The organism is Modicisalibacter sp. (assembly GCF_055145905.1).
In genome coordinates, this window is the sequence record NZ_JBSREH010000024.1 from 24,321 (window position 1) to 49,202 (window position 24,882).

Consider the following 24,882-nt stretch of genomic DNA (forward strand, 5'->3'; position numbering starts at 1 on the left):
CGCGGTCGCGGTCCGGCAGTCCCTGCCGGTTAGTTGATACTAACACCGCGGCCGTGTCGGCGCGAAATCCCACGATGGGCGACGACGATTCACTCCCGGTGCGGCGATTCCTCCTGTTCCTGCGGGTCGCGTCCGCTGCCGGCGCGCCGGGGCGGCAGGTCGGCGCCCTCCTCGGGGTCGGGACGCGAGCCCTCCGCGGGGCCCGGCGACGAATCCGCCGCCGCCTGCAGCTCGCCGGTGAAGGCCTTGAGCCCCTCCAGCAGCGGACTCAGCGAGTGCCACAGCGCCTCGTCGTGGAGCAGGTCCTTGACGCCCAGCACGCCGGGCGCCGGATAGGCCTCGCGGGCTTCCTCGCGGGAGGCGGCGCTGATGCCCCGGGCGGCGGCGTCGAGCCAGCGCTGCAGGTCCTCCGGCGGCACCCGGCCGAGGGTGCGCAGCAGCACGAAGAGGTTGGCGCCGCCACGCACGCCGCCCTCGCTTTCGAGTTCCCCCGCGATCAGCCGCGAGGTTTCCGGCAGCGACTCGAGGGCGTCGTTGAGCAGGCGGAAGATCTGGCGGCGGTGCAGGTTGTCGATCAGCCGCGCGAGTTCGTCGTGGGCGTCGGGCGCCGTCTTGCCGCCGAGGGCGCCGGCGGGGACGCGGTCGGACTTGATTGCCTGGGCCATCAGAATCGCTCCGGGTCGGTGGATGCCTGGGGCGGGCGGTGGTAGTCGCTGCGCGCCCACTTGCGCTCGACGCCGATGTCGTGGATCGGGATGCGCCGGCCGTTGCGGTGATTGTTGCGCGGCAGCGGCGAGGGGCCGTCGACCTGGAGCACGTCCATCTTCACGGCGATCTCCTTGTAGGCCGGCGTTTCCACGGCGACGTCGGCGTGATCGCCGGTCAGGCGGTTGACGTTGCCTTCGCGGGTGTGCAGCGGCACGTACAGGCCGTGACCGACGACGCGCTCGGTGACCAGCACGCGCAGCTCGATCTCGCCGCGCCGCGAGGTCAGCCGTACCCGGCTGCCGGTCTCGACGCCGCGCTCGCGGGCCAGTTCGGGGCTGACCTCGACGAAGACTTCCGCGAGCTTGTCATTGATGCGCCCCGCGCCGGTCAGGTTGCCCTCGTGGAAATGCTCGAGGACGCGGCCATTGTTGAGATGCAGGTCGTACTCGTCGTCGATGCGCTCGGGGGAGTCGCGCCACACGAGCGGATGAAGGCGCGCCATGCCGTCGTCGAAGTGGAACTCGAGGTCCTCGTAAAGGCGCGGGGTGTCGGTGCCGTCGGCGGCCACCGGCCACTGCAGCGACTTCCAGCCTTCCAGTCGTTCGTAGCTGACCCCGGCGAACAGCGGGCTGAGGGCGGCCACCTCGTCCATGATCTCGGACGGGTGGGCGTAGTGCCAGGGGTGTCCCAGGCGCCGCCCCAGGTCGGCGAGGATCGCCCAGTCGGGGCGCGCGTCGCCGAGCGGTTCCATGACCTGGTAGAGGCGCTGGATACGCCGCTCGGTGTTGACGAAGGTACCCTCCTTCTCGACGCTCGGCGCCGCCGGCAGCACCACGTCGGCGTACTCGGCGGTACGCGAGAAGAAGATGTCCTGCACCACCATGAAGTCCAGCCGGCCGAAGTTCTCGCGCACGTGGTTGGCGTTGGCGTCGACCAGCGCGCTCTCCTCGCCGATGATGTACATCGCCCGGAGCTTGCCCTCGCTGACCGCGTTGATCATCGAGTGGTTGTTGAAGCCGGCCTTCTCCGGCAGCCAGTCGACGCCCCAGCCGCGGCGCCAGTGCTCGCGGGCCTCGGCGTCCTCGACCGACTGGTAGCCGGGAAAGATGTTGCACAGCGAGCCGAAGTCGCTGGCGCCCTGGACGTTGTTGTGGCCGCGCATCGGGTAGCCGCCGGTGCCGGGGCGGCCGTAGTTGCCGGTGACCAGCAGCAGGTTGGAGATCGCCGTGCTGGTGTCGGAGCCGTAGGTGTGCTGGGTCACGCCCATCGCCCACACGCCGCAGACCCGCTCGGCGCGGCCGATGCGCTCGGCGGCTTCGATGATCGCTGCCTCGCTGAGGCGGGTGATCTCGGCGGCGTAGGCCACGGTGAACGGCGCCAGCGAGCGGCGGTATTCCTCGAAGCCGTGGACGTGGGCGTCGATGAAGTCGCGATCGGCGTAGCCGTTGTCGATCAGGTAGCGGGTCACCGCGCACAGCCACACCAGGTCGGTGCTGTTGCGCGGCTGCAGGAACAGGTCGGCGCGCTCGGCCATCTCGTGACGGCGCACGTCGGCGACGATGTGCTGCTGGCCGTGGTGCTTCTGGGCGCGCTTGAGCGACGAGGCGATCACCGGGTGGTTCTCGGCGGTGTTGGTGCCGACCATCAGGATCAGGTCGGCCATCTCCAGATCCTGGATGCTGCCCGAGTCGCCGCCGTAGCCCACGGTACGGAACAGCCCGGTGGTGGCCGGGTTCTGGCAGTAGCGCGAGCAGTTGTCGACGTTGTTGGTGCCGATCACCGCCCGGGCCAGCTTCTGGGTCAGGTAGGATTCCTCGTTGGTGCACTTGCTCGAGGCGACGAAGGCCAGGGCGTCGGGGCCGTGGGCGTCGCGGACCTCGCCGAGCCGACGCGCCACCAGGTCGAGCGCCTCGTCCCAGCTGGCCTCGCGGAAGTGATCGCCCTCGCGGATCAGCGGCCGGGTCAGGCGCTTCTCGCTGTTGACGAAGTCCCAGCCGAACTTGCCCTTGATGCAGGTCTTCACGCCGTTGGCCGGGCCGTGCTCGGTGGGCTGGATCTTGAGGATCTCGCGGCCCCGGGTCCACATCTCGAACGAGCAGCCCACCCCGCAGTAGGTGCATACCGTCTTGGTGCGCTGGATGTCGGCGTGGCGCTGGGTGCTGTCGAGCTCCGAGAGCGTGAAGATCGGCCCGAAGCCGGTGGTCGGCTCGAGGCCCTTGATGGCGTTGGTGAGCGGGCGCTTGATGTCCCACGGCATCGCCGTCAGCGGCCCGGCCCGACCGAGCATGTCGTTCTCCATCAGCGCGTTGCATGGACAGACGGTGACGCACTGGCCGCAGGACACGCAGCTCGACTGGTCGGCGACCTCGCCGCCGTCCCACAGCACGCGCGGGTGGTCGCGTTCCCAGTCGATGGTCAGCGTCTCGTTGACCTCGAGGTTCTGGCAGGCCTCGACGCAGCGTCCGCAGAGGATGCACTGGTCGGGATCGTAGGTGTAGAAGGGGTGCGAGGTGTCCTTCGCGTAGGGCTTGGCTTCGTAGGGGTAGCGCTGGCCGGGCACGCGCATGTCGCGCACCGTGTTGTGCACCTCGCAGTTGCCGTTGTTGTTCTCGCACACCGAGCAGTACAGCTCGTGGCGGGCGATCACCCGGTCGATGCCCTCGTGGCGGGCGTCATCGGCCTCCCGGGGGGCCAGCTCGATGGCCAGGCCCTCTCCGGCCTGCAGGGTGCAGCCCCGGGTCAGGCCGTCGTCGGTCTGCACCCAGCAGGTGTCGCAGGTTTCCAGCGGGCCGAGCTGCGGGTGGTAGCAGAGGTGGGGCAGGTCGATCCGGTGACGTTCCAGGCAGGCGATCAGCGGCTCGCCCGGGATGGCCTCGAGGGGCCGGCCGTCGACATGGATCGTGCAGCGCGCTTCCGTTTGCGCCTCGTCGTGCATGGTGGTTGCTCCCGTCCAGAGAGACACGGTCGGGCCGGTCGTCGGTTTCCGGCCGCGTATCGTTATCGGAATCCATTCAGCCTTTCAGTAAAGAGGCTCGCGCCCGGGCCCGCCATAGGGGAAAACCCCAGGTCGAGCGTCTAGGCTGTAGGGGCGCCGAGCCCATCGGCGTCGTGCCATGGAGGGGACACCGAGGAGCTGTCATGCCAACCACCGCCGCGGTTCATCTGGTCGAAAGCGGCCTGGCGCCGCTGGCACTGCCCGAGGCCTGGACGGGCCGGCTGCCCTGGCCGGTGCGTCGCCACGCCAGCGGTCGCGCCTTTCTGGACGCCTGGCAGCCCGGCATGGACGCGGCCGCCTGCCTGGTCTGCGATCTGCGCCTGCCCACCATGACCGGCCTCGAGCTGCAGCGGCGCCTGGCGGTGCGGGACGACGAGGCGCCACCGCTGCTGCTGCTGGCCGGGCGCGACGATGCCGCACTGGGGCTCGAGGCGATGCGCGCCGGGGCGGCGGACGTGCTGCTGCGGCCCGTCGATGGCGAGCGGCTTCGCGAGCGGGTCTGCCGGATGGTGTCGCACCACCTGACGCGCCGTCGCTCGCGGCATCGCCGGCGCGTCATGCGCGAGCGCCTGGCGCGCCTGACGCCCCGCGAGCGGGAGGTGCTCGCGCATGTCGTCGACGGCGACACCAGCAAGGCGATCGCCGCGAAGCTCGGCATCAGCCCCAAGACGGTCGAGCTGCACCGTGCGCACATCATGGCCAAGTTCGAGGTGGGCTCGCTGGCGGCCCTGGTGCGCGGCTGGATGCTCTGCGAGACGCCGTGAAGGCGCCGTCGCCGCCGGAAGCGCGCATCGACGTTGCTTGGCGTATCGCTATCGCCCATCCTGAAGGGGAAGGCCGCCCGGGAGGGGCGGTGTGCCCGTTCAGTCGCCGTTCCGGACATCGGAGCGGCGTGTCATCGACGCTGAGCCAGCGGTTATCACGGAACAAGGAGACTCCATGAGTACCACCTACATCATCGCCACCGACGCGGCCCGCGCCCGGGTCTTCGCCCACGCCGCCGGCGTGATGCGCGAAGTCGAGGATCTGGTCCATCCCGAGAGCCGCGAGCACATCGGCGACCTGCGCACCGGCGGCAAGGGCGATGCCGGCGGCGGCGCCCACCTGCGCCAGACCGGCAACGCCGATGCCACCCTGGAGAAGCACGCCATGTTCTTCGCCAAGGAAGTGGCCCATTACCTCAAGCAGGCGCGTTCGCAGGGCAAGGCGGACCATTTCGTGATTATCGCCGAGCCGCGTTTCCTCGGTCAGCTGCGCGACAAGCTCGATGACGCGACGCGCAAGCTGGTGGTCAAGGAGCTCGACAAGGACCTGTCCAAGGCGACCAAGGAGCAGATTGCCGAGACGCTGGGCAAGCCCTACGCCTGACGCTCGCCGTCTTCCAGCCTTTCCGCCGCCGGCCTCCGGGCCGGCGGTGTCGTGTGCGGGAATGTCGGGCGCGGTTCTCGATTCAAGTTGCCGGGGAAGCTGCCGATAGCCGGGAAGGGCCCATGCAGCCCACGACCGATAACAAGAACGACCCCGACACTTCCGGCCTGAGCGAGACTTCCGATGTCCTCCCTGAAACGACGCCTGCAGGTGGCCTGTGTGGCCATTATCGCCGTCGCCATGCTGGCGGCCGGCGCGGTGAGCTACGTCACCATCCGCGCCCATTACGAAACCACCCTCGACGACAACCTCTCCACCCTGGTCGACGGCAGCCGCGACACCATCGAGACCTGGATCGCCGACCGGCGCGCCATGATCGAGGCGGCCCGCCAGCCGGTGACCGGCGGCGCCATGCAGGCGGCGCTGGTCCAGCTGGCCGAGGCCGGCGGCTTCGAGATGACCTACGTGGGGACCCCGGGCGGCCGCTTCGTCTCGTCCAACGGCTGGCAGCCGCCGGCGAAGTACGACCACCGCGAGCGCGGCTGGTACAAGGCGGCCAAGGCCGCCGGCCACACCATCGTTTCCAAGCCCTACATCGACGCCAGCAGCGGCAAGCCGATCGTGACCTTTGCCACGCCGGTCGAGCGCGACGGCACGCTGTGGGGCGTGATCGGCGGTGACGTGATGATCGACAAGATCGTCGACACCGTCTCGGCGATCCGGCCGACCCCCGACAGCTTCGCCTTCCTGAGTACCGGCGATACCCTGATCGCCCACCCCGACACCTCGCTGACGCTCAAGCCGCTCTCCACCCTGAGTCAGTCGCTCGACGGCGCGCTGCTGGACCGATTGGCCGCGGGGGACGGCTGGCAGGCGGTGAACGTCGGCGGCCGTACCAAGCGGCTGGCGGTGACGCCGATCGCCGGCACCGACTGGCGGCTGGGCGTCGCGCTCGACCAGGCCCAGGCCACCGCCGGGCTGCAGGCTGTCCTGAAAACGCTGCTGATCACCCTGGTCATCGCCACCGGGGCTGCGGCGGTACTGCTGGGGCTGTGGCTCAAGCGCATGCTCGCCGGGCTCGAGCGAGTGCGTGACGCCCTCGAGGACATCGCCTCGGGCAGCGGTGACCTGACCCGGCGCCTGCCGGCCCAGGGGCGCGACGAGGTGGCACGCATCGCCGATGGCTTCAACCGCTTCGTCGACAAGCTCGAGCACGTGCTGATCGACGTGCGCGACAGCAGCGACTCGGTGAGCACCGCCTCTTCCGAGATCGCCCACGGCAGCCAGGATCTCTCGGCCCGTACCGAGTCGGCGGCGTCGAGCATCCAGGAAACCTCGGCATCGATGGAAGAGCTCGCCGGTACCGTCGAGCACACCGCCGACTCGGCACGCCAGGCGGATCAGCTGGCCGCCTCGGCGGCGGACGTCGCCTCGCGGGGCGGCGAGGCGATGAGCGAGGTGGTGCAGACCATGGACGACATCGAGGCCTCGTCGCGGCAGATCGCCGAGATCGTCACGCTGATGGACGGCATCGCCTTCCAGACCAACCTGCTGGCGCTCAACGCCTCGGTGGAGGCGGCGCGGGCCGGCGAGCAGGGCCGCGGCTTCGCGGTGGTGGCCGGCGAGGTGCGCCAGCTGGCCAGCCGCAGCGCCGACGCCTCGCGCCAGATCAAGGCGCTGGTCGACGCCTCCGCGACCAAGACCCGCAGTGGCACCGAGCGGGTCCGCGCCGCGGGGGCGACCATGGAGGAGATCGTCGACAGCGTGAAGCGGGTCACCGACGTGCTCGGCGAGATCAACGCCGCGACCCGCGAGCAGAGCCAGGGCATCGGCCAGGTCAACCAGGCGGTGGCCGACCTGGATCAGGCGACCCAGCAGAACGCGGCGATGGTCGGCCAGACCGCCACCGCCGCCGAGGAGCTCCGCGCCCAGGCCCGGCGGCTGGCCGCGGCCGTGGGTGGCTTCACGCTGAGTACCCGATCCCGCGAGGCGCTGCCGGGCGTCGGATCCACGGCGTCCTCGTCACCGGCGCCGCGGGCACTGACCGAGACGGTCTGAGGCGACAGCGGGCGGGTCGCGCCGGCGGCCCGCCCCGGTTCAGCCGAGCAGCTGCGGATTGGCCTGCCAGACGTGCCAGGTCAGCGCCGTGGCCAGCGTGACCCAGGCCAGGTAGGGCAGCAGCAGCGCGCCCGCCGGCCGACTCTCCCGCCAGAAGGCGACCAGCGTCGCCGCGATCAGCGCCCACAGGGCAAGCGTGCCGACGAAGGCGGCGGCCCCCAGGTGCCAGACGAAGAACAGCCAGCTCCACACGGCGTTGACCGCCAGCTGGATCAGGAACAGCGTCAGCGCGCCGCGCGCGTCGCGAAACCCGGCCTGGCGCCACACCAGCCAGGCGGCGATGGCCATCAGCGCATAGAGGGTCGTCCACACCGGACCGAAGGCCGCGGCGGGCGGCGCCCAGGCTGGCTGCGCGAGACGGGCGTAGAAGGTGGCGGCATTCACCGAGGCGACCGCGCCGATGCCGGCGGCGGCGAAGCACACCGCGAACCAGCCGAGGAGTCCGGCGCCCTGACGGCGCCGCGAAGGTACGGGCATGAACCCTCCCTGTCCAAGTCTGAAGTGTACTTAGTATAGTAATTGTTAAAGTTCCTGGCAGTCCTGCCGATTCTTCTTCTCTGTGTATCCGTATCTGTGTATCCATATCCCACTCATCCGGCTCGTGCATCCCTCCGGGATGACGAGGGAGAACATGACTCATGCGCAACCTGTCAGTGAAGCAAGGCCTCTTCATGGCCTTCGGCCTGATGGCCCTGATGATCGTCCTGATCGGCGGGCTCGGCTATTACGCCCATGACGTGAGCAGCCGCGGCCTGCACGAGCTGGCCGATATCAACGTCGAACAGGTCAACACCCTCAACCGCACCCAGGTCAATCTGGCCCAGGGGCAGACCCGGCTGGTCAAGTTCGAGAACTTCCAGCAGCGCGGCAACGAGGCCGAGGCGCAGGCCTGGCTCGAGAAGGCACAGCGTTCCTTCGACCAGGCGACGGCCCGCTTCGCCCAGTTCGAGCAGGTGGACCTGCCGGCGGGCAGCGAGCGGCAGTCCTACGTGAAGGCGATCACCGAGGCCTACCAGCAGGCGGTCAGCGCCCCCTTCCTCAAGGCACTCGAGGCCGGTGACGTGCAGGCGCTGCTCGCCAACGATGACGCCTTCCTCGAGAACTACGGCCGGTTCGCCGACGCCGTCGATGCCTTCGTGCATTACGCCGAGAAGCGTGGCAATACCCTGATCGCCGAGGATGCGAGCTTCGCCGGCCTGGCCAATGTGCTGGGGCTGGTGCTGATGGGCCTGGCGGTCGTGCTGTTCGCGGCGGTCATGGTGGCCGTCAAGCGCTGGTTGCTGGAACCCCTGGACGCCGCGGTGGCGCACTGCGAACGCATCGCCGAAGGTGATCTGACCAGTGACATCCGTAGCCGGCGCGACAACGAGATCGGCCAGCTCTACACGGCGATGGCATCCATGCAGGCCGGGCTCCGGCAGCTGGTCGGCACCCTCAAGGCCAGCAGCGACACCGTGGCCACCGGCGCCGCGGAGATCGCCGCGGGCAGCGAGGATCTGTCGTCGCGTACCGAGCAGCAGGCCTCGGCACTGCAGGAGACCGCCTCGAGCATGGAGCAGATCGCCTCGACGGTACGCCAGAACACCGAGACCGCCGAACAGGCCAACAACCTGTCGAGCACGGCCGCCGACCAGGCCGAGAGCGGCGCCGGCGAGGTCGAGCAGACCGTGGCCCTGATGCAGGAGATCGAGTCGAGTTCGAAGCAGATCGGCGAGATCATCGAGGTCATCGACTCGATCGCCTTCCAGACCAACATCCTGGCGCTCAATGCCTCGGTCGAGGCGGCCCGCGCCGGCGAGCACGGCCGTGGCTTCGCCGTGGTGGCCAGCGAGGTGCGTACCCTGGCGACCCGCACCGCCGAGTCGTCGCGGGAGATTCGTGGCATGATCGAGCAGATCTCGCGGACGATCACCTCCGGCTCCGCCCAGGCCGGTCGCAGCGGGGAAAAGATCCACGAGGTGGTGGCCTCGATTCGCCGCGTCGCCGAGCTGATCGACGAGCTGGCGATGTCCGCCCGTGAGCAGAAGGCCGGGGTCGAGCAGGTCGGCGCGGCGGTCACCCAGATGGATTCGGTGACCCAGCAGAATGCCTCGCTGGTGGAGGAGACCAGTGCCGCGGCCGGTTCACTGCGTGGCGAGTCGCAACGCCTGGCGGAAATGATCGCGCGCTTCCGCCTGGAGGGCGGCACGCCGGCCCGGGCCTTGCCGAGCGCGGCCGCCGACGAGACCCGCCGGGCGACACCGGTGAGCCAGGACGCCCCGGCTCCCCGGCGTCGTCAGACGGTAGCGGACACCGGCAGCGATGAGCCGGAGTGGAGCGAGTTCTAGGGTCTAGCGATCGCTGGCGTCATCCGCCGTCATGCGTCGCGGCGCCAGCCAGGTGTCGGCGAAGGTGGCGGCGGGAGACGGCCGCCCCATCAGGAAGCCCTGGATCAGGTCGATTTGGTAGGGCTTTAGCCGCTCGAGCTGCTCGGCGGTTTCCACGCCCTCGGCGACCACCGTCAGGCCCAGCTCGCTGGCCAGCCCCGTCACCGCGCCGAGGATGGCGCGGCTGCTGCGGGTGCCGTCGTTGAGGCGGCGGATGAAGGTGCGGTCGACCTTGAGCTCGTTGAACGGCAGGTCCTGCAGGTAGCTGAGCGACGAGTAGCCGGTGCCGAAGTCGTCGATGGCGGTGAAGCAGCCCAGCGACTGCAGGCCCCGGAGTATGGCGGCCGCTGCCTGCGACTGGTCGAGCAGGCAGCTTTCGGTCAGCTCGAAGCCTACCAGTCTGGCAGGCAGGTCGTGATGGGCGAGGCGCTGGCCGACCCACTCGGCCAGCCCGCTCTGCCAGAACTGGCGGGGCGAGAGGTTGATCGCCACCGGAACCGGGTCGAGCCCCGCCTGGTGCCAGGCGCGCAGCTGGCCCATGATGACGTCGATGAGCTGCTCGCCCAGGGGCAGGATCAGCCCCGAGCTCTCGGCCAGCGGAATGAAGTCGCCGGGCGAGATCATCCCCAGGGTCGGATGCTGCCAGCGCACCAGCGCCTCGGCCCCGCGGATCTGACCGCTGTCGCGGTCGAACAGGGGCTGGTAGTGGACCACCAGGCCGTCACCGGTCTCGGCGGTGTTGCGCAGTGCGGTTTCCAGGGCCAGCCGCTGGCTGTCCTGGGCATGCATGTCGGCGCGATACAGGCGGTAGGTGTTGCGGCCCTCCTGCTTGGCACGGTACATCGCCGCGTCGGCATGGTGCACCAGGGACTCGGCATCGTCGCCGTCGGTGGGGTAGAGGCTGATGCCCACGCTGCAGCCGATGCGGAACTGGCGACCGCCGAGCGTGAAGGGCGAACTGATGGTGTCGATCAGCCGTCGTGCCACCCGTGCGGCCTCCGCGGGCGAGCGGACCTCGGGCAGCAGGGCGATGAACTCGTCGCCGCCCAGCCGCGCCAGGCTGTCATCCTCGCGCAGCTCTGCCGACAGACGCCGGGCGACCTGTACCAGCAGCTCGTCGCCCAGGGCATGGCCGAGGCTGTCGTTGACCTGCTTGAAGTGATCGATGTCGATGAAGACCACCGCCAGGGGCTGGTCCTGGCGGTGGGCGTGGCGGATCGCCAGGGAGAGCCGGTCCTCCAGCAGGCGCCGGTTGGGGAGCTGGGTCAGGGCGTCGTAGTAGGCCAGCCGGCGCACGCGTTCCTCGTTCTCGCGCAGGTGGGTGATGTCGTTGAACAGTGCCGCGAAGTTGGTGATCTCGCCCTGCTCGTCGCGCATCGCGGTGATGGTCAGCAGCTCCAGATAGAGCTGGCCGCTCTTGCGCCGGTTCCAGATCTCGCCTCGCCAGAAGCCCCGGCTCTGCAGGGCCTCCCACATCTGCCGATAGAATGCGGCGTCGTGGCGCCCCGAGGAGAGCATGGCCGGGGTGCGACCGACCGCCTCCTCGAGGGTGTAGCCGGTCATGTGGGTGAAGGCCGGGTTGACGAACTCGATGCGGGTCCGGGCGTCGGTGATGATGATGCCCTCCAGCGACGAGTCGATGACCCGTTCGGCCAGCTGCAGGTGCTTGCGCGACTGGGCCAGGGCATGATCGCGCTGTTCCAGGGCCTGGCGCAGGTCATCGAGATAGAGCTGCTCGGCGCCGGCCAGCATGTCCTCGAAGCCCAGCAGGCCGATCACGGCCCCGGCCTCGTCGAGCACCGCGAGATGACGCACGTGATGGTCGATCAGCAGGTCGCGGGCATGGATCAGCACGTCGTCGCGACGCACCGTCAGCAATGGCTGGCTGGCCAGCTCGCCGACGGGAGTGGCACCGGGGTGGTGGGCGATGAAACGCACCAGGTCGCGCTCGGTGAGAATGCCCAGATCCGTGCCGCAGCGCACGATCACCGCGTCACTTGCCTGGCGGCGCATGGTCTCGGCAGTCTCGTCGAGCGAGGCGTCGTGGGCCACCACCTGCGTGACGGGGCGCATTGCCGCGCTCACGTCACGCAGCTTCAGATAGGGCTCGATGCCCTGGCGCAGCACCACGTCGGTCCGCGAGACGATGCCCAGCGGCTTGTCGGCCGCATCGACGATCAGCGCGTGGTGATGATCGTCGTTCTTGAAGCGTACCGCCGCCTCGCCGATCGGCGTGTCGGGCGAGAGGGTGACCAGCGACGGGTTCATCACCGCGGCGATGGGGCGGGTCAGGGAGACGGGATCGGCGAAGTCGACCCGCAGGCTGTCGTGCTCGGTCCAGATGCCGACCACCCGCTCGCCCTCGACCACCAGCATCGAGCTGCAGCGGCGCTCGGCCATGCGCGCGGCCGCCGTGTGCAGGGGCGTGGCCGGGGAACAGGTAAGCAGGCCGGTCTGCATGATGTGCTCGATGGGCAGGTTGTGCGGCATGGCGGACTCTTGCGGACGTTAAGGTTACGGGACGGTGTCCAGCATATCCGAGTGCCATGCCAAGGCAAGCCTGTCTCTGCAAGTCATTGATTTTTTCGTGGCTTCAAGGAACGGTGTCAGTTTTGTTGCGATTTATTCGGCGGCCGGCTTGACGAGCCCCTCTGATAGGTAGCAAGCTATCAGTCTGGTTGCGGCGAAACGCCGCACCCTGCACACCACCGAAGGAGGGTGTCATGAAGGTACTCAATCGCCTTTTCTCCATGCTGGCCGCCGTGGTCGTCTCCGCCATGCTGCCGTTCACCGTCGTCACCGAAAGCGAGGCGAACGCGTTTCAGGATGTCCACGGCACGTCCGGCGTGACCACCAGCATCGCCGGCAAGGAAAGCGACGGCGGCGAGGCCCGCTGAATCCCGACCTGATCCTCAGGCCCCGTCGGCCCGCCCCGGCCGGTCACGCAGCAGGGCGAGCAGTTCGCGCTCCAGCGTGAAGACGTGGGGGTCGTCGACACCCAGCTCGCGCAGTGCCTCGGCCAGCTTCAGGAGATAGTCCCGGTTGGCGCCGCTGGGTCCGTGCGACGCGGCGATCCGCCGCGCGATCTCGGACTCGGGCGCCGGGCCGGCAAAGGCCGCGTTGTCCTCGCCGGCGATATACACCACGCCGGTGTCCTGCCCGCCATCCGCGAACGTCAATTCCGTGATCACGCGCAGATAGCCATTCTTCTCGCGCACGTCCAGCGGCGCGAACACGTCCGGCGTGATGCGGTAGGCCATGCCGTGGCAGACGGCGCCTGCCTCGGCGACCAGGGTCGCCACCCGACCCGGCGCCTCGGGCGTGCCGCGATGATCGTGCGATGCCTGCCAGAAGCGTCGCGTCCAGCCGCGAATCGACGCCGGGCGCCGCTCCCGGTAGGGAAACCCCGCCTTCCAGATCAACGACCCGTAGCCGAACAGCCACACCGAGTCGTGCTGGTCGAAGTGGGTCATGCGGCGATTGAGCGCGGTGGTGTCGAGGGTCATCGGCCTGGCATCTCCGGTGGTTCGAGGGATAGGACGGGGTGTCGTTTTACCAACTCCTGGCAGCGCTTGCACCATCGCGGTGCGTAGCCCGTTCGGCTATGCTCGAAGGCCGGCCGAACGGCCGGTCCGTTTCCTGTCGATGGCCGCGACGCACTCGCGGCCATCGCTCGTCGTGGAGGTCGAGATGTCATCGTCGCTGCTGGGTATCCTGATCATGTGTGCCGGCGTCTTCTGTCTGGCGCTGGGTGACGCGGTGTCCAAGTGGCTGGGCGGCACCTACGATCCGATTCAGATCATCTTCTTCCGCACCCTGATCTCGCTGCCGTTGATTGGCCTGCTGGCGTGGTGGCGTGGTGGCTGGCCGGCGCTCAAGACGCGCCGGCCGGGCGTGCACCTGCTGCGTGGGCTGATCTTCACCGGCACCATGTTCTGCTTCGTCACCGGGCTGACCCTGCTGCCGCTGGCCGAGACTACGGCGATCGCTTTCGCCGCGCCGCTGTTCGTCACCCTGCTTTCCGGGCCGCTGCTTCATGAGCGGGTCGAGCGCCTGCCGGCGCTGGCGTCGCTGGTGGGGTTTCTCGGCGTGCTGATCGTGGTGCGCCCCGGCGCGGCCGGCTTCCAGTGGGGCGCGCTGATCGTCATCGGGGCGGCAATCTGCTATGCGCTGATGATGATTACCGCGCGGCGCTACGGCGGCAAGGAGCGCCTGTGGGCGATGGTCTTCTACGCCACCCTGGTGCCGCTGGTGGTCAGCGCCCTGCTGCTGCCGAGCGTGTGGCGCACCCCGCAGGGCATCCACTGGCTGGGGTTCATCTGCTCGGGGGTGCTGGGCATGGGCGCGGTGTCGTTCATCACCCTGGCCTTTCGCTACGCGCCCGCCGCGCTGGCCGCACCCTTCGACTACACGGCGATGGTCTGGGCGGTACTGCTGGGCTGGTGGCTGTGGGGCGAGGTACCGGATGTTTGGGTCTTCGTCGGCGCCGGGGTGATCATCGCCAGCGGCCTGGCCATCGCCCTTCACGAGCGGCGGGTGGCGATCAAGGCCCGGCCCAGCAGTACCTGACGGCCCGGGCGGCGGGTCAGGCGCGAATGTAGGCCCAACCGTCGGCCTGCAGTTCGGCCAGGGTGACCACGGCAGCCTCGACCTCCTCGAGCCCGGCGGGCTTGTCGAGCCCCTGGGCATTCAGGGTGTTGCGGCACAGGCGCAGCCAGCCGTCGCTGTCCGGGTCGGGCTCGGCCAGGGCGGCGGCCACGGCGCCGCCGTTGGCGATGATCAGCACCTCGGCACCGGGGCGCGACTTGATCAGGTTGCGGGCGTTGCGCCGCGCCCGGGCCAGGCCGTCGGCGGTGGGGGCGTGGAGCAGGACACGAAGCGTACTCATGACGGGGTTTCCTCGTGGGTGGCGGCAACGCCGATATGCTGTTCCAGGCGCTGCACGTATTCACGGAAGCCGGCCTGCCCGCGACGCTGGTCGAGCGGCAGGTCGACGGTGACGATGTCGCGGACGCCGGCCGGGGCGTGCTCGTCGGGCTTGGCCAGGACCACGACGCGGTCGGCGAGCAGCACTGCTTCCTCGATATCGTGGGTGACGAAGACGATCGCCGCGTCGCTGCGCCGGCGCAGCTCGGCGAGCTCGCCCTGCAGGCGCTGGCGGGTCAGGGCGTCGAGCGCCGAGAACGGCTCGTCCATGAACAGCACCCGCGGCTTCACCGCCAGCGCCCGGGCGATGCCCACGCGCTGCTGCTGGCCGCCGGAGAGGGTGCGCGGCCAGCGCTCGGCCAGCGGGGCCAGGCCCACCAGCTCCAGCGGCGCCATGGCCCGGGCGCGGCGTTCGGCCCGCGACAGGCCGAGCCCCTCGAGGCCCAGTTCGACGTTGGCGCGCACCCGCCGCCAGGGGAACAGCCGCGGCGCCTGGAAGACCATCGACCAGGCGCGGCTCGCCGGCTCGCCGGCGGCGGAGAGGTGCACCTCGCCGTGCTGCGGCGTGAGCAGGCCGGCCAGGGCGCGCAGCAGGGTCGACTTGCCGACGCCCGAGGCGCCGACCACGGCGACGAACTCGCGCGGGGCCACGTCCAGGTCGACGCCGTCGAGCACCACGTCGCCGGCGAAGCCCAGGCGCACGCCGCGCGCCGAGAGCACCGCGTCGGCGGCGGGGCTCGGGGATGTCAGTTCTGCCACCGCAGGGCCCTCCGCTGGATGCTCATGAACAGGAAATCGAACAGCGCATAGAGCGCGGCGATGGTCAGCATGTAGACCACCACCACGTCGGTGGCGAGCAGCCCCGAGGCCTCCATCATGCGCTGGCCGATGCCGGGGATGCCGAACAGCTCGGCGGCGACCACCGTCATCCAGCCCTGGCCGAGCCCGGCGCGCAGCCCGCCGAGGATGCCCGGTGCTGCCGCCGGCAGGCTGATCTTGGCCAGCCGCGCGGTGAAGCGGCCCTGGCCGAAGGCCTGGGCGACCTCGTAGTAGCCGTCGTCGACGGCACGCACCGCACTGTAGCTGGTGAAGTAATTGATCCAGAACACGCCGATGCTGATGATGAACGCCGCGGCGGTCTCGGTGACGCCGAACCAGATGATCGCGAAGGGGATCCAGGCCAGCGGCGGGATCGGGCGCAGCAGCCGCGCCAGCCAGCTCTGGGCGGCGTCGAAGGTGGGCACCAGCGCCGCGGCGACCCCCACCGCGATGCCCAGTACCGAGCCGATCGCCAGCCCCACGCTGTAGTGCGACAGGCTCGCCAGCACCACCTCGAGCCAGATGCCGTCGTGGATCTCGGCCCACAGCACGGCGGGGATCGACGACGGCAGCGGGACCAGGTTGCCCGGCAGCCAGCCCAGCCGCAGGGCGAGTTCCCACAGCGCCACCAGGCCGATGAGGCTGGCGGCGCTGATCAGGGTGCGTCGGTGGCGCGCCAGGCGCTTCATGGCGTCTCGCTCTCCCCGGCCCCGGCCGTCACGGCGTCATAGATCGAGGTGTCGAACAGCGCGTCGACGTCCACCGGCTTCTTCAGGGTGCCGATGCGCTTCTGGAAGTCGGCCATGGTGCGGGTGGCGTCGACGATGGCGTGCGGGTCGGCCAGGTAGTTGGACGACGGCGAGGCCAGCGCGGTCTTGACGGTGTCCTCGCTGATCAGCCGCTTGCCGACGAAGTCGCGCACATAGGGCGCGGCCTGTTCCGGGTGCTGCTGGAGCAGCTTGGTGGCGCGCACGTGCAGGGCGACCAGCTTCTTGATCGCCTCGGGGTGGTCCTTCATCGCCGCTTCGCGCACCGCCAGCACCGCGCCGGGCTGGTTGGGCAGCATGTCGCTGCCGCGGGCCACCACCCGGGCATCCGGGTCGCGGCCCTGGACGACGCTCAAGATCGGCTCGAGGGTCGAGGCGGCATCCACCGCGCCGGCGAGCAGCGACTGCTGGACCCGCGAGGCGCCCATGGTGACGATGTCGACCGCGTCGGGATCGACGCCGACCTGTTCCTGCAGCCAGTAGCGCAGCACGGTGTAGGGCACCGAGCCGCTGGGGAAGGTGGCGATCTTGGGCTTGCGGTCGTGCTCCTCGGTGAAGCGGGCGATGGCGGTCGCCGCGTCGTTGCCGTCGAAGGCGTCGGCGAAGTCGCCGCGGGCGATCAGGCCGATCTGCTCCTGGATGCTGGACGCCACCACCTTGAGCGGCACGCCGTTGGCACGCGCGACCATCGCCGGACCGATGCCGAAATTCATCACGTCGAGCTTGCCCGAGGCCAGCGCCTGGACCATCGCCGGGCCGCTGGAGAAGCGCGTCAGCTTGAGGTCGAGCCCGGCCTCGTCGGTCCAGCCGGCGCCCTCCATCACGAACAGCTGGGCCACCGGCAGGATCGGCATGTAGCCGACCTCGAGGGTGGTCCTGTCATCCTGGGCGAGGGCGGCACTCGGCAGCAGGGCGGTCAGCGCGAGCGCGCCGACCCACTGGAACAGTCGTCGCATGGGGGATCTCCGGGCGGTTGTTGTCAGGCCCGAAACTATAGCGACTCGCCGCCCGCGAAGAAATTTCTGCCTCTATGATCTTGGAATAACCATATTCCTCGTTGTCGGGGTGAGCCTGATGACCGCCGTCGTGGCCGGTTAGGTCCCGTCGCGTTCGCTGTCGTCGGGCTCTGGCGCGGGTGTTTCCGCGGCGTCCTGCTTTCCGCTCGCCAGGGCCTCGATGCGATCGCGGTACTGGCGATAGGTGTCGCTGTCGGACGCGGTCCCGTTCAGGTTGTGAAACAGGTCGGTCAGGCGGGTGAAGGTCGCGCGGATGGCTGCCTTGTCGGCGAAGGGGCCGCGCATCGCCACCACGTGGTCGAGCAGCTCGAGCATCGCCTTCTGACGCGCCAGCGGCGTCGAGACATCGACCGGGTCGAAGGCATCCTGCTGCAGGTAGACGCGATCGACCAGCGCCGCCTGCTGGTGAGTCAGGAAGTCCGCGTCGCTGATGCCCTCCTCGCCGGTGACCTGCATCATCCGCTGGATGTCGTCGCCGTCGCGCAGCAGTTGCTGCAGGCGCTCGACGCGGCGGCGCCAGTCGTTGCCCATCTCGCGGCGGAACCAGGGGTCGAGCTGATCCCGGTAGCGCGACCAGGAGATCAGCGGGTCGACCGCCGGGTAGAAGCGCCGGTAGGCGCGGTCGTAGCTCAGCCCCAGGAAGGTCTTGACGGTGTTGAGGGTGCCCTGGGTGACCGGCTCCTCGAAGTTGCCCCCGGCCGGCGAGACGGTGCCGATCAGCGTCAGGCTGCCGGTGTCGCCGGCCGGCGTCTGGACCACCCCGGCGCGCTCGTAGAGCTGGCGGATCGACGACTCCAGGTAGGCGGGGAAGGCCTCCTCGCCGGGGATCTCCTCGAGGCGCCCCGAGGTCTCGCGCATCGCCTGCGCCCAGCGCGAGGTGGAGTCGGCGATCAGCAGCACGTCGTAGCCCATCTGACGGTAGTACTCGCCGAGGGTGATGCCGGTGTGGATCGATGCCTCGCGGGCGGCCACCGGCATCGACGAGGTGTTGCAGATGATGATCGTGCGGTCCATCAGGGTGCCGCCGGTGCGCGGGTCGGCGAGCTGGGGGAACTCGTTGATGGTCTCGACCACCTCGCCGGCCCGCTCGCCGCAGGCGACGACGATCACGATGTCGACGTCGGAGTAGCGCGAGATCAGGTTCTGCAGCACCGTCTTGCCGGCGCCGAACGGCCCGGGGATGCAGGCGGTGCCGCCCTTGGCGATCGGGAAGAAGGTGTCGATCAGGCGCAGGGAGGTGGTCAGCGGGGTGTCCGGGTAGGCGCGCTGCGTGCGGCCATCGGCCTGCAGGGTCGCGGTCAGCGGTCGGCGCACCGGCCAGCGCTGGGCCAGCGTCACCGGGTGCTCCTTGCCGTTGTCGTCGCGCAGCCGGGCGATCACCGCGTCGAGGGTGACGCTGCCGGCCTGGACCCAGGATACCGTGAAGCGCCCCGCCCAGCCGAAGGGCACGAAGATACGGTGGGCGAAGCGCCCTTCCTGAACGCTGCCCAGCACGTCGCCGGCGACCACCCGGTCGCCGCTGCGTACCGTCGCCTCGAACGACCAGCGCTGCTGGCGGTCCAGCGCCGGCACGTCGAGACCGCGCTGCAGGAAGCGTCCGCCGATCGCCTCGAGCCGCGGCAGCGGGTTCTGCAGGCCGTCGTAGACCTGACCGAGCAGCCCCGGGCCGAGCGTCACCGCCAGCTGCTCGCCGCTCTGGATTACCGGGTCGCCGATGCCGACCCCGGCGGTGTCCTCGTAGACCTGGGCGTCGGCCTCGGCGCCACGCACCCGCAGCACCTCGGCCTCGAGGTGGGTTCGCTCCATGCCCGGGTCGGGCGGCAGGCAGAGATGGACCACCTCGTTCTTGACCCAGCGGCCGGCGTCGGGATCGTCGAGCCGCAGGGTGACCACGTCGTCGTTGATGGCGATCACGTGGGCGGTGGCGTCCGGGGTGTCGGGAACGGTGGCGGTCATGAGTCGGCCTCGAGGGATGCGTCCAGATCGGGGATGGCGTCGAGCAGCGCCCGGAAGCGTTCGCCGGCCCGGCGTTCGTCGCGCTGGCAGCCGCGCTCGACCAGCGACCAGCGCAACAGGTAGTGGACCACCGCCGCGAGCCCGTAGGGCGGCTCGGGGCGCCGGCGGTCGAGATACTGCCAGGCCAGCTCCAGAAGGGCCTGCTCGGTCGCCGCGGCGTCGCCGGCCTGGATCAGCGGCGCCAGGGTCTCCAGCCAGGGGTGCTGGTGGGCCAGGGCGAAGGTCGGGTGCGTCCAGTGCTCGCGCAGCGCACGGCCCACCCGCGGCGCCTCGCCGAGCACGCCGGGGTCGGCCTGGCCGTCGCGACGGGCGCGCAGGGCGGCGGTGAGCACCTTCAGGCTCAGCCACCAGTGCAGCCACTCGCGCAGCGGCGGCGAGTCGAGCTCGGCGAGCAGCCGGGCGGCGTCGCACAGCAGCGCGGCGGCGTCCGGCGGCGGGTCGGCCCGCGGCGGCCGGATTAGCGCCTCGATGCGCGCGATCCGAGCCCGGTCGCCGGGCGTGAGCATGGCCAGGCGCTGCTCGAGGCGGACCCGCGAGATCGGCGGGCGCTCCCAGTGGAAGGGGCGGCGCAGCGCCGGCAGGGCGCACAGCAGGGTGACGTAGCGGTAGGCGTCGTCGGCCACGGCAGGCTCCCGGTCAGGCGATCACGCCCTCGAGCAGCGCCCGGAAGCGCGGCTGGAGGTGGCGCAGCAGCAGCCCGGCGATCGCCCGGTCGCTGAGATCGACATGGATGTGGCCGTCGTCGAGCACGAAGCGCACCCCGGCCTCGACGGCGTCGTCGCCCTTGAGAACGATGCCGCGCTCGAGCATCGCCCGGGCGACGCGGGCGAGCAGCGCCGGCAGGGCGCCCTCGTGCAGGGCCTCGGGGTTCTCGCGCAGCTCGTCGATGCCCACCACCCGCGAGGGCAGCAGTGCCTCCCCGCGGGCGTCCTCGGGCAGCGGCGCGCGGCGTGCCGCCTCCTGGATCAGCCGGGCGAGCAGCTCCGGGTCGTCGAGGGTGTCGTGGATCAGCGTCTCCAGCTCGCCGGCGAACTGCTGGCTGAAGGTGTCGCGAGCGGTCAGGCACAGGTCGCGATAGGCCAGGGTCAGGGCCTGGCGGCCGGCCTCGCGCAGCCGCTCGGCCTCTTCCTCGGCCTCGCGGGTCAGTCGCGCGGCCTCCTCGCGGGCCTGGTCGACCAGCCAGGCGGCGCGCTGCTCGGCCTCCTCGACCAGCCGGGTGGCCTCCTGCTGGCCGGCCTCGACGCCCTGCTCGCGCAGCGTGTCGAGCAGTGCCTGGATGCCGTGGCTGTCGGGCTGTGACGGTGTGCTCATGACGCGCTCCTCACTGCGGCAGGGCGCCGCTCAGCACCAGGGCGAAGACGAAGGTGAACACCGCGAAGCCCTCGACGATCGCCGCCGGGGCCAGCGACAGGCCGAACACCTCGGGCTTGTTCTTGACGGTGTCGATGGCGCTGACCAGCGAGCGCCCCTGGTAGACGCCGTTGAACAGCAGCGCCACGCCCGACAGCACCCCGATCGCCGCCAGGCCCGGGGCGTTGGTCAGGGTCACCCCGCGATTGAGCGAGAACATGATGACGATCCCCAGGATCGCCTGGGTCGAGGGCATCGCCGCCAGGCCGATGTACTTGCCGTAGCCGCTCTCGACGTCGAGCATCGCCCCGGCCGCGGCCTGGCCGGCCAGGGTGCAGCCGATCGAGCTGCCGATGGTGCCCAGCGCCACCGGGGCGTAGATGCCGAGCCAGCCGAGCACGAGTATCACTTGATCCACGTCGATTCCTCCTTGTTGGCGAATGCCTGATAGGGGCGACCCTCGCCCTTGATGCCCCAGCGCAGGAACTCGATGAGATTCAGGCGCAGGCCGTGGACGACCCCGCCCATCAGCGCCAGCGCGAAGTTGAGGGCGTGGCCGAGCAGCAGGACCACCAGGAACAGCAGCGGGCCGGCGCCGGCCGCGGCGTGGCCCGCGTCGACGGCGAGCTGGTTGAAGGTGACCGCCAGCGAGGCGCTCGACAGCCCCAGGGCGAACAGGCGCATGTAGCTCAGCGCGTTGCCGAAGGCCTGCGACAGCCCGCCCAGCGAGATCAGGCCGCCGCCCAGGCGCTGGGCGGCGTGGCGCCAGCCGTCGAACGGCGTCGCCCGCGAGAACAGCAGTACCAGCAGCGCGCCGCCGGCCATCAGGGCCAGCCAGGGCAGCCGCGGCGTCGCCAGCGCGCCCTGGGTGACGCGCCACAGCGCGAAGCCGCCGCCCAGCAGCAGGATCCAGCCGAGGTTGCCCAGCGCCAGCCGTCGCGGCTTGGCGTACCAGGCGGCCAGGGCGTTGGCGGCGATCAGGTGCAGCACGCCGATGGCGATAGACAGCGTCATCATGGCGCCGAAGTCGTCGATCGACAGCCACTGCAGGGCGGCGAGCGGCGACCCCGGCGGCGGAGCGAGGCCGAAGTAGCTGCCCAGCAGGATGCCGTAGAGCAGTGCGCCGCCGCTCATCGCCAGGCCCATGCTGCCCAGGCGGCGGCCGATGACGCTGCGCTTCCAGCGCCGCCGGGCCAGCCACACCAGGGCGCCGAAGGCCAGCGCATAGCCGGCGTCGGCGAGGATGATGGCGAAGAACAGCACGAACGAGACGTAGACCATCGCCGAGGGGTCGGCGCTGCGGTAGCCCGGCAGCTGGAAGAACTTCACCGCCTCCTCGCCGCCGGCCAGCCACTCGGGATTGTCGAGCAGCACCGGCGGTTCCTCGTCGGGGCGCGGCGCTCGCTCGCGCAGCGCCACGTCGCCGTCGCGGCACAGCGTCTTGAGCGTCGTCATCGCGCGGCGCGGCACCCAGGCGTCGAGCACGAACAATCGCCCGTCGTCGTCGCCCTCGCGCATCACCCGGCCCAGTTCGGCGTCGTCGGCGGCGCGGGCCAGCTGGTCGGCGAGGCTGGCGATCCAGCGGGTCAGCACGTAGCGTTCGGCATCGAGCTCCTCGAGCTCGCCGTGGGCGGCCTGCTCGAGGGCGCGGATATCGGTCAGCGAGCGCCCACCGGTGTGCGAGCGGGCGAACGGCACCTGCTCGGGCGTCGGCTCGTCGGCGGCGATCACCACCAGGTAGAGGTTGCGGTGGTCGCGGTTGACGATCGCCCAGGGCAGCGCGATGGCGTCGATCGCCTCGCGGCGGCCGAGCGGCACCAGGTAGAGCCACAGGCGGCGGCCGCCGAGCTCCTCGAGCGGCGGGAAGCGGAACTCGCCCCAGGGCGCCAGGGCGCGGCGGTGGCGGCGCAGCAGCGTCAGGCGGTCGACGACGTCCTCGCGGCGGCGGCGGTTGGTGTGGATGGTCTCGAGCAGCTTTGCCAGCTCGGGCGTCTCGGCGGGGCGCTGCAGGCGGCGACGCAGCGGGCTGTCGAGCAGGTAGTCGAGGGCCGCGCGCAGCTCGAGGTGCTCGCGGCGGTCCTCCTCGACGGCCTCCCCGCGCATGATCACGTGGGCGACGCCCAGCGCCTGCAGGCGGCGCAGGATCTCGCGCTTGCGCTCGGCCAGGCCGATCAGGGTCACCCGCTGCATGGGGGCGATGCTCATCGCGTCGCCTCCCGCCCGCCGGCGGCGAGCTTGCGCTTGGCCAGCTTGGCACGGACCACCGCGGCGCGTTCCTGGTCGGCGAGGTACAGCTCGATGCGGGCGATGGCCTTCTCGACGCGCGGGATCATCACCTTGGAGAACAGGTTGACGCGCTGGGTGACGGTGCGCACGGCGTCGTCGAGGCGCGCGAGCCGACGCGCCTCGACGCGGGTCTCGACCTCGAGGCGCAGGCGGGTCTCGAGGCGCTCGACCAGGGTGTCGATCCAGTGCGGCTGGACCAGCCGGTCGTAGGGCGTGCGTTCCAGGGTCAGCTCGGCCAGCGTCGGCAGGCTCACGCCGACGCGGTTCTCGCGGCCCAGGCGCAGCGTGGCCACCCGCACCAGCCTTTCCAGCGGAACGTCGGTATCGGCGAGCATCGGCAGCTCGCGGCCCACCGCGGCCTGCTGGCGCTCGGCACGCTCGCGCAGGGTCGCCAGGTGCTCGGCGCTCTGCTGGCGCTGGATCAGCAGGGTGCGCTGCTTCATCTCCAGCGCCGGCAGGTAGCGGCGGTAGAGCGTGCGCTGGCGCTCAAGACGACTCAGGGAGCTCTTGTTGAGGGCGGGTGTCTGCATGCTCGGGCCAGTAGGTTTCCTTGAGGGACTGCTTGATCACCACCTCGTCGGGCGTGAAGCACTCGGCGAGCAGTGCCCAGCAGGCATCCAGCGCCGCCTCCAGCGGCTGGCGCACGTCGAGGCGCATGAAGCGCTCGCGGAAGGCGGCGGCGAAGCGCATCAGGCGGCGGTCGCGATCCGACAGCTCGAAGGCCATCGCCTGCTTCTGCTCGGCCTCCACGCCCTCGGCGTAGTAGCGGATCATGGCATTCATCAGCGCGCCGTGATCCTCGCGGGTCTGCTTGCCGATCACGTGCTGCTTGAGCCGCGACAGTGAGCCGAACGGATCGAGCATGCCGTCGTGGAGGTAGAACTGCCCCTCGGTGATGTAGCCGGTGTTGTCGGGCACCGGGTGGGTGACGTCGTTGCCCGGCATGGTGGTCGCCGAGAGGATGGTCACCGAGCCGGCGCCGCGGAAGTCGCAGGCCTTCTCGTAGCGGCGCGCCAGCTGCGAGTAGAGATCGCCCATGTAGCCGCGGTTGGAGGGGATGTGCTCCATGGCGATGCCGATCTCCTTGAGGGCGTCGGCGAAGGCGGTCATGTCGGACATCAGCACCAGCACCCGCTTGCCCTCCTCGACCGCCAGGCGCTCGGCCACCGCCAGCGCCAGGTCGGGGATCAGGGTGCGCTCGACCACCGGGTCGGAGGCCAGGTTGGCGAACATCACGGTGCGCGACAGCACGCCGGCGTCCTCGAAGGCCTGCCGGAAGGTGTGGAAGTCGTCGAAGATCAGCCCCAGCCCGGCGAACACCACCACGTCGGCGTCGGCCTGGATGCCGATGCGCGCCAGCAGGGCGTTGTAGGGCTCGCCGGGCACCGAGAAGATGGGGATCTTCTGGCTCTCCACCAGGCAGTTGAAGACGTCGATCATGGGGATGTCGGTGCGGATCATGCGCGAGGCGAGGATCCGAGACATGGGATTGACGGTGGGCCCGGCGATGGCGATGCGGCGATCGTCGGCCAGCCTCGGGCCGCCGTCGATCGGACGGCCGGCACCGTCGAAGACCCGGCCGTAGATGTTCTCGGAGTAGATGGCGCGCAGCATCTCGCCGAGAAAGCGGATGCCGGCGCGGCTGGACAGGCCCTTTGTGCCGGCGAACACCTGCAGCGAGGCACTGTCGTGGGCCAGGCGCACCACCTGGGCCAGCGAGAAGGGGCGGCCGTCCTGCTCGATCAGCGCCAGCTCGCGGTTGCGCGGCATCAGCCCCATGCGCCGGGCGGCGGCCACGTCGATCTCGACGATGTCGCCGACGATCGCGGTGATGCCCTGAAACGAGGTGACGGTTTCCGCCATGCGACGCCTCCTTCGGCGGCTCGGGCCGCCCCGGTTGACGAGGGTGGGCCGCGGCGCGCCCGGCACCGTCGTGGACCCGGGTCCAGCATACTGCGCTGCAGCGTAATCCCCAATCGTCGCGGATTCGCCGTCGCGAGCGGAAGGGGTTCATTTATCCGTCTGATTTTTCAGGGTTGCTTGCCGTGATTCAGGTGGGCGGCAAGGATTCGCTGCTGTCACTCAGCCCCATAAAACGCGCGAGTCTTGATATGGATCAAGCGTGGCAGGGCGGTGGCTCGAGGAAC

22 protein-coding genes are annotated in these 24,882 nt (G+C 70.2%); 6 read left to right on the plus strand and 16 right to left on the minus strand.

Annotation, left to right across the window (positions count from 1 at the left end):
* Nucleotides 1-89 precede the first annotated feature (89 nt).
* Together ACTCB7_RS08075 and fdhF are read right to left on the minus strand one after the other, a co-directional pair.
* Nucleotides 90-665, minus strand: a complete 576-nt coding sequence (locus ACTCB7_RS08075; protein ID WP_224420422.1) for a hypothetical protein — start codon at nucleotides 663-665, stop codon at nucleotides 90-92.
* Nucleotides 665-3,643 (minus strand): formate dehydrogenase subunit alpha, encoded by a 2,979-nt coding sequence (fdhF, locus tag ACTCB7_RS08080; RefSeq protein ID WP_463006253.1) that lies wholly within the window; start codon nucleotides 3,641-3,643, stop codon nucleotides 665-667. The genes ACTCB7_RS08075 and fdhF overlap by 1 nt, the downstream gene beginning before the upstream one ends.
* A 203-nt stretch (nucleotides 3,644-3,846) precedes the next feature.
* Between fdhF and ACTCB7_RS08085 the strand changes: the two genes are divergently transcribed.
* The 3 genes from ACTCB7_RS08085 to ACTCB7_RS08095 all read left to right on the plus strand — a co-directional run bounded on the left by ACTCB7_RS08085 (nucleotide 3,847) and on the right by ACTCB7_RS08095 (nucleotide 7,129).
* A complete protein-coding gene (locus ACTCB7_RS08085) occupies nucleotides 3,847-4,467 on the plus strand; it encodes a response regulator transcription factor (RefSeq protein ID WP_463006254.1) in 621 nt (206 codons plus the stop codon).
* A 175-nt stretch (nucleotides 4,468-4,642) separates the two neighbouring features.
* Nucleotides 4,643-5,071: a host attachment protein gene (locus tag ACTCB7_RS08090; RefSeq protein ID WP_224416016.1), complete on the plus strand. Its 429-nt coding sequence runs from the start codon at nucleotides 4,643-4,645 to the stop codon at nucleotides 5,069-5,071.
* A gap of 183 nt (nucleotides 5,072-5,254) precedes the next feature.
* Nucleotides 5,255-7,129: a methyl-accepting chemotaxis protein gene (locus ACTCB7_RS08095; protein WP_463006255.1), complete on the plus strand. Its 1,875-nt coding sequence runs from the start codon at nucleotides 5,255-5,257 to the stop codon at nucleotides 7,127-7,129.
* A 39-nt stretch (nucleotides 7,130-7,168) separates the two neighbouring features.
* On the opposite strand, the gene ACTCB7_RS08100 is transcribed toward ACTCB7_RS08095, so the two are convergent.
* Complete coding sequence (locus ACTCB7_RS08100) at nucleotides 7,169-7,666, minus strand: TspO/MBR family protein (RefSeq protein WP_463006256.1); 498 nt, start codon at nucleotides 7,664-7,666, stop codon at nucleotides 7,169-7,171.
* A 161-nt stretch (nucleotides 7,667-7,827) separates the two neighbouring features.
* Between ACTCB7_RS08100 and ACTCB7_RS08105 the strand changes: the two genes are divergently transcribed.
* On the plus strand, nucleotides 7,828-9,516 hold the full coding sequence (locus ACTCB7_RS08105; RefSeq protein WP_463006257.1) for a methyl-accepting chemotaxis protein: 1,689 nt from the start codon (nucleotides 7,828-7,830) through the stop codon (nucleotides 9,514-9,516).
* A gap of 3 nt (nucleotides 9,517-9,519) precedes the next feature.
* Here ACTCB7_RS08105 and ACTCB7_RS08110 read toward each other — a convergent pair whose 3' ends face one another.
* On the minus strand, nucleotides 9,520-12,045 hold the full coding sequence (locus tag ACTCB7_RS08110; protein WP_224420427.1) for an EAL domain-containing protein: 2,526 nt from the start codon (nucleotides 12,043-12,045) through the stop codon (nucleotides 9,520-9,522).
* A 233-nt stretch (nucleotides 12,046-12,278) separates the two neighbouring features.
* Between ACTCB7_RS08110 and ACTCB7_RS08115 the strand changes: the two genes are divergently transcribed.
* A complete protein-coding gene (locus ACTCB7_RS08115; RefSeq protein ID WP_163647900.1) occupies nucleotides 12,279-12,452 on the plus strand; it encodes a hypothetical protein in 174 nt (57 codons plus the stop codon).
* 15 nt (nucleotides 12,453-12,467) lie between these two features.
* Here the strand turns inward: ACTCB7_RS08115 and ACTCB7_RS08120 are convergent, their stop codons facing one another.
* Nucleotides 12,468-13,061, minus strand: coding sequence for a gamma-glutamylcyclotransferase (locus tag ACTCB7_RS08120; protein ID WP_163647899.1), 594 nt, complete (start codon nucleotides 13,059-13,061; stop codon nucleotides 12,468-12,470).
* Between the two features lie 184 nt (nucleotides 13,062-13,245).
* On the opposite strand from ACTCB7_RS08120, the gene ACTCB7_RS08125 reads away from it, so the two are divergent.
* Nucleotides 13,246-14,124, plus strand: a complete 879-nt coding sequence (locus tag ACTCB7_RS08125) for a DMT family transporter (RefSeq protein ID WP_463006258.1) — start codon at nucleotides 13,246-13,248, stop codon at nucleotides 14,122-14,124.
* 16 nt (nucleotides 14,125-14,140) lie between these two features.
* On the opposite strand, the gene ACTCB7_RS08130 is transcribed toward ACTCB7_RS08125, so the two are convergent.
* From ACTCB7_RS08130 to ACTCB7_RS08180, 11 genes are all read right to left on the minus strand, one after another.
* A complete protein-coding gene (locus tag ACTCB7_RS08130; RefSeq protein ID WP_224416010.1) occupies nucleotides 14,141-14,443 on the minus strand; it encodes a DsrE family protein in 303 nt (100 codons plus the stop codon).
* Entirely contained in the window at nucleotides 14,440-15,240 is an 801-nt protein-coding gene (locus ACTCB7_RS08135; protein ID WP_463006259.1) for an ABC transporter ATP-binding protein, read from the minus strand. Before ACTCB7_RS08135 ends, ACTCB7_RS08130 begins: the two co-directional genes overlap by 4 nt.
* Nucleotides 15,228-15,989, minus strand: coding sequence for an ABC transporter permease (locus tag ACTCB7_RS08140; protein ID WP_463006260.1), 762 nt, complete (start codon nucleotides 15,987-15,989; stop codon nucleotides 15,228-15,230). Before ACTCB7_RS08140 ends, ACTCB7_RS08135 begins: the two co-directional genes overlap by 13 nt.
* On the minus strand, nucleotides 15,986-17,023 hold the full coding sequence (locus ACTCB7_RS08145) for an ABC transporter substrate-binding protein (RefSeq protein ID WP_463006261.1): 1,038 nt from the start codon (nucleotides 17,021-17,023) through the stop codon (nucleotides 15,986-15,988). The genes ACTCB7_RS08140 and ACTCB7_RS08145 overlap by 4 nt, the downstream gene beginning before the upstream one ends.
* Nucleotides 17,024-17,161: 138 nt before the next feature.
* Nucleotides 17,162-19,039 (minus strand): V-type ATP synthase subunit A, encoded by a 1,878-nt coding sequence (locus ACTCB7_RS08150; protein ID WP_463006262.1) that lies wholly within the window; start codon nucleotides 19,037-19,039, stop codon nucleotides 17,162-17,164.
* Nucleotides 19,036-19,722 (minus strand): DUF2764 family protein, encoded by a 687-nt coding sequence (locus ACTCB7_RS08155; RefSeq protein WP_463006263.1) that lies wholly within the window; start codon nucleotides 19,720-19,722, stop codon nucleotides 19,036-19,038. The genes ACTCB7_RS08150 and ACTCB7_RS08155 overlap by 4 nt, the downstream gene beginning before the upstream one ends.
* Before the next feature lie 13 nt (nucleotides 19,723-19,735).
* Nucleotides 19,736-20,410 carry an ATPase gene (locus ACTCB7_RS08160; RefSeq protein WP_224416004.1) on the minus strand — a complete coding sequence of 225 codons (675 nt, stop codon included), beginning with the start codon at nucleotides 20,408-20,410 and terminating at the stop codon, nucleotides 19,736-19,738.
* A gap of 10 nt (nucleotides 20,411-20,420) precedes the next feature.
* Nucleotides 20,421-20,867 (minus strand): ATP synthase subunit C, encoded by a 447-nt coding sequence (locus tag ACTCB7_RS08165; RefSeq protein ID WP_163647889.1) that lies wholly within the window; start codon nucleotides 20,865-20,867, stop codon nucleotides 20,421-20,423.
* On the minus strand, nucleotides 20,855-22,654 hold the full coding sequence (locus ACTCB7_RS08170; RefSeq protein WP_224416003.1) for a V-type ATP synthase subunit I: 1,800 nt from the start codon (nucleotides 22,652-22,654) through the stop codon (nucleotides 20,855-20,857). Before ACTCB7_RS08170 ends, ACTCB7_RS08165 begins: the two co-directional genes overlap by 13 nt.
* A complete protein-coding gene (locus ACTCB7_RS08175) occupies nucleotides 22,651-23,265 on the minus strand; it encodes a V-type ATP synthase subunit D (RefSeq protein WP_224416002.1) in 615 nt (204 codons plus the stop codon). The genes ACTCB7_RS08170 and ACTCB7_RS08175 overlap by 4 nt, the downstream gene beginning before the upstream one ends.
* On the minus strand, nucleotides 23,222-24,598 hold the full coding sequence (locus ACTCB7_RS08180) for a V-type ATP synthase subunit B (protein WP_463006264.1): 1,377 nt from the start codon (nucleotides 24,596-24,598) through the stop codon (nucleotides 23,222-23,224). The genes ACTCB7_RS08175 and ACTCB7_RS08180 overlap by 44 nt, the downstream gene beginning before the upstream one ends.
* Between the last annotated feature and the right edge of the window lie 284 nt (nucleotides 24,599-24,882).